Annotated in this window: 5 protein-coding genes; 3 read left to right on the top strand and 2 right to left on the bottom strand. The window is 30.1% G+C overall.

The features are described from left to right. A partial coding sequence (locus tag ACKVOD_RS05570; protein WP_409208483.1) for a pyridoxal-phosphate dependent enzyme occupies positions 1–163 on the bottom strand: 163 nt, incomplete at its 3' end. Between the two features lie 205 nt (positions 164–368). Here ACKVOD_RS05570 and ACKVOD_RS05565 point away from each other — a divergent pair. Genes ACKVOD_RS05565 through ACKVOD_RS05555 form a run of 3 tightly spaced genes read left to right on the top strand, consistent with a single transcriptional unit; the run spans position 369 to position 4,000 of the window. After that, positions 369–641, top strand: a complete 273-nt coding sequence (locus ACKVOD_RS05565) for an AAA-like domain-containing protein (protein ID WP_409208482.1) — start codon at positions 369–371, stop codon at positions 639–641. A gap of 27 nt (positions 642–668) precedes the next feature. Continuing rightward, positions 669–1,541 carry a hypothetical protein gene (locus ACKVOD_RS05560; protein ID WP_409208481.1) on the top strand — a complete coding sequence of 291 codons (873 nt, stop codon included), beginning with the start codon at positions 669–671 and terminating at the stop codon, positions 1,539–1,541. Continuing rightward, positions 1,541–4,000, top strand: coding sequence for a tetratricopeptide repeat protein (locus ACKVOD_RS05555; protein WP_409208480.1), 2,460 nt, complete (start codon positions 1,541–1,543; stop codon positions 3,998–4,000). The genes ACKVOD_RS05560 and ACKVOD_RS05555 overlap by 1 nt, the downstream gene beginning before the upstream one ends. A 72-nt stretch (positions 4,001–4,072) precedes the next feature. On the opposite strand, the gene ACKVOD_RS05550 is transcribed toward ACKVOD_RS05555, so the two are convergent. Beyond that, positions 4,073–4,371, bottom strand: a 299-nt coding sequence (locus ACKVOD_RS05550; protein ID WP_409208479.1) for an adenosylhomocysteinase, incomplete at its 5' end; no start/stop codon positions are given.

Genomic DNA, 4,371 nt, shown 5'->3' with positions numbered 1-4,371 from the left:
TTTCGGCATCTTCTATCATTGCTAACGCAATCCTGTCTTTGATGCTGTTTCCTGGATTCGATCTTTCTAATTTAATCCAAACTTCTTTACTGTTTCCAAACAACTTGTTGATTCGAACCACGGGTGTTTTTCCAATGGTTTCTAAAATGCTTTTTGCTTTCATATTTATTATGTTGAGATTTGAATAGTATATTTTTTGCTTTTTTAAGCAATGGCTAATTTACGAAAAAAAATGGAGCGGATTAATTTGGTGTAGAAACAAAAAACTCCTTAGATTTTTTGTGAGAATATGAAATTAATATATTTTAATATACAAATTTGCATATATACAAATTTGTATATATATTTGTATTTTAAATTCATTAATTATGATTAAGAACACAACAGGCTCTCCTGTAGAGGGAAAAGATTTTTTTGGGAGAGAAAAGGAATTTGAATTTGCATTGAAACATATTCAAAAAGGAAATTCGTTAATACTTTCTGCCCCACGGAGAGTAGGTAAATCTTCTTTGGCAAAAAAAATATTGGAAGAAGCTAAAAATATGGGTTGGAATACATTAGAAATAAACTTGGAAGAAATTAAATCTGAAGAAGGATTTTTGAAAATTTTTATTAAAGAATTAGAAAAGCAAGATTGGTGAGAAAAGACGAAAAGTAAATCTTCTGATTTGATTTCATCTATATTATCTGGAATTAAACTTTCGGGAGAAATAGCAGGCGTAAAGGGAACTTTTGAATACCAAAAAGAGAAAGAAGATTTATATGATAATTTAAAAGAATTATTAAATCACGGAGAGGATACATTAATAATGATTGATGAATTAACCGTATTGTTAAATAGTTTTATGGAAAGTGATACAATTAACGGCAAAAAAAATGCTGAATTTTTTCTGAATTGGTTAGGAAGTTTTAGGCAAGTCTCAGGCTCCAAAATCCGTTGGATATTTTGTAGCTCGATAGGTATTGATAATTTCACGAGTCAATATGGCTTGAGTTATACTTTCAATGATGTTAATCCTTACTCTATAGGAGCATTTAAAAGAGAAAAAGCAAAAGAGTTGCTTTTAGAACTAGCAAAATCAGATAAAATTGAACTTTCAGATGAAGTAATTGAATATAAATTAGATAAGTTAGGATGGTTGCTTCCTTATTTTATACAAATTTTATTTTTTAAATTCTATCATTTAGTAAAAGTTGAAGACAGAGAAATTGCAATTGAAACTGTTGATGAAGCTTATAATTTACTAATAAGCGAGAAACATCTAAATACTTGGGAAGAACGATTAAAAGAATACAATGAATTAGAAATTTTTGCTCGGGAATTACTAAAAAGACTTTCAAACAACAAAGAAGGGGAAAGTCGTAGTGTTCTTTTCTCTTTTTTGAATGCTAAAATTAATGATGAAGATAGAACAGATTCTATATTAAGTAATCTACTTAATATGCTTCAAAACGACGGCTATTTAATTGAAGAAGAATTAAAATACAGTTTTCGTTCCCCTCTACTAAGAGATTTTTGGTTTAAAAGATTTGTAAAATAATGGATAAAGCAAAACACATATCATTAAGTCAATTAGGCTTATACAATCCGCAGAGATTGGATGATGAAACGGTTGAAAGTTTATTTGTGGTACGACAAAAATACTTTCAGTTATTGATGGATAAAATCAATAAAGAAAAACCAAATAGTATTCCACAACACTATTTGTTTATAGGTCAAAGAGGTATGGGTAAAAGTACTTTGCTGAAAAGAATAGAAGTGGAATTGAGAAAGGATAATTCCAAGTTTATTCCGTTACTTTTTCCAGAAGAGCAATACAACCTGAACAATTTATCGGAATTTTGGCTGAATAGTTTAGATGCTTTGGCAGATGTTTTGGAGTTGGTAAAAATGAAAGAGGAAGTAAAGTTAATTGACTCAAAAGTTAAAGAACTGGAAAAAATCAAAAATGAAGACGATTTAGCCAAACAAGCTTTTCAGTTTTTAAAAGAAATGTCAAAAAAAATTAATAAAAGATCTGTATTATTGATTGATAATATGAGTTTCATTTTTGATAGATTAGACAAAAGTGAGCAACATACTTTGCGTGCGTGGCTTATGCAAAATGAGGCGCCAATTCTTATTGGTGCAAGTGCTGTGGAGATTGAAGATACCTTTAATTATGGTGCACCTTTTTACGATGCCTTTCAAATTAGTTACTTAAATAAATTGAGTTTTGAAGAACTGCTGGATGTTTTAAATAATCTGGCCAAAGTGACTAATGCACAAGATGTTTTAGTAAGTATTTACGAGGAAATAGGACGGCTTAAAACCATACATCAACTTACAGGAGGAAATCCTAGAACCGCTGTAATGCTTTTTAAAATTATTGTAAAAGGTTTTTCAAAAGAAATTAATGACGATTTAGAAGCTTTATTAGATGAAATTACTCCCTTGTACAAAGCTCGATTTGAAGAACTTTCTACACAAATGCAAATTATTGTTGATGCAATAGCTTTGCATTGGGATCCAATGAATCTGGAACAATTAAGAACAGAAACCAGATTAGAAAACAACCAACTTTCGCCTCAATTAAAAAGATTGGTAGAATTAGGTTGGATAGAAAAACTAGATGCGTATAAAGCGAAAGGAAGTGCTTATCAAATTAGTGAAAGATTCTTTAATATTTGGTTCTTAATGCGCAGAAGCAGCCGCAGACAAAAGAAAGAACTCTATTGTTTGTCAAAATTTTTAGAGACTTTTTATGGAGACGATTTGCATACAGTCGCCAAAAATAGCCTGTCAGTAAAGAATAAAAGTATAAATCAAATTACAACCAGTTTAGCTTTGGCAGAAGTTGTTAGGGATAAAGATTTAAAACAAAAGCTTACTGATAAATGCCATAATGAATTGCGTGAGCAAGCAAAAGACAATCTTGAAATTTATGAAAAATATGGTTTATCTGAAGAATTGATTTCGGCAGATAAAAAGAATGAAGAATTTATAAGGCTTGAAAAGAAATATTTAAATGAGGTTGCAAAAGATGAAAATAATGCTTTTGTTTGGTTTAACTTGGGAGATTTATACCAGGATTTTAAGAAAAATATAGAATCTGAGAAAGCTTATTTGAAATCAATTGAGTTAAATTATGAAAACAGTGGTGTATGGAACAATTTGGGTTGTCTATATACGAATGATTTCTTATTATATGATAAAGCTGAGGAGGCTTATTTAAAAGCAATAGAATTTGATAAAAACGACCCGTGTCCTATTTATAACTTAGGATTGTTATATCAATATAATTTTGAAAGACTTAAAGATGCTGAAAAAATGTATCGAAAGGTCATTGAAATAAATGTTAATGATTCTGATGCTTGGAGTAATTTGGGAAGATTGTATCTGCAAAATTTGCATAAATATGATGAAGCAGAAAGGGCTTACTTAAAAGCAATTGAAATAAGACCAAACGATTCAGACACCTGGAATTGTTTAGGAAATTTATATCAAGATAATTTGCAGAATGAAGAGAAATCTGAAAAGTCTTATTTAAAAGCAATTGAATTGAATCCTAATTCACAGGTTGCACAATATAATTTGGTTTTCTTGTATAGAGACAAAATGAATAAACTTCTTGAAGCTGAAAACTATTTTAATAAATTGAAAATTGATGAAACTGTCGAGGATAGTTATTGGTTAAATAAATCTCTTTTCGAACTATATAAACGCAATGAAGGAATCGCAAAAGAATACCTTGAAAAAGCATTAAATAAATTAGAAAAAACGCTTCCATTTAATACTCAGGATGATTGGTGGCGTTTTGGTGCCGTAGTTATTAAGTTGGGCTATGGAAATTGGTTTTTGTCTATTCTTGAAGAAAATGGTTTTGATACTATTTTGGCGCCTTATTTTGTAGCAATAAAAGCATTAACTGAAAAAGACAGTGAAGGTTATCTCAACAGTAAAGCAGTAGAAATAAGAGAACCAGCAAGAAAAATAATGGAGATTATGAAAAAGTACTAATTAATCTTTAAAAAACTAAGCCCCATTTTCTGCTGAAAATGGGGCTTTTGTCTTAATACTAATTTCTTAATACTAATATCTATAATACTCCGGTTTAAAAGGTCCTTCAACCTTCACGCCAATATAATCAGCTTGATCCACACGTAAAGTTTCTAATTCAACGCCTAATTTAGCCAAGTGCAACATAGCTACTTTTTCATCCAAATGTTTTGGTAACATATATACGTCATTGTTGTAAGCCGCACTGTTTTTCCACAATTCAATTTGAGCTAAAGTTTGGTTTGTAAAAGAGTTACTCATTACAAAACTTGGGTGACCTGTAGCACAACCTAGGTTAACCAAACGACCTTCTGCTAAAATAAGAATGTCAT

The sequence above is a fragment of the Flavobacterium sp. genome, from assembly GCF_046155325.1.
Taxonomy (GTDB): domain Bacteria; phylum Bacteroidota; class Bacteroidia; order Flavobacteriales; family Flavobacteriaceae; genus Flavobacterium.
The sequence above is the reverse complement of the archived record's forward strand: the minus strand, read 5'-3'. Positions and strand labels throughout refer to the sequence as shown.

Excerpts from the sequence above, each read along its gene's own strand:
- ACKVOD_RS05565 (WP_409208482.1), top strand. The coding sequence starts at position 369 with ATGATTAAGAACACAACAGGCTCTCCTGTAGAGGGAAAAGATTTTTTT.
- ACKVOD_RS05555 (WP_409208480.1), top strand. The coding sequence starts at position 1,541 with ATGGATAAAGCAAAACACATATCATTAAGTCAATTAGGCTTATACAAT.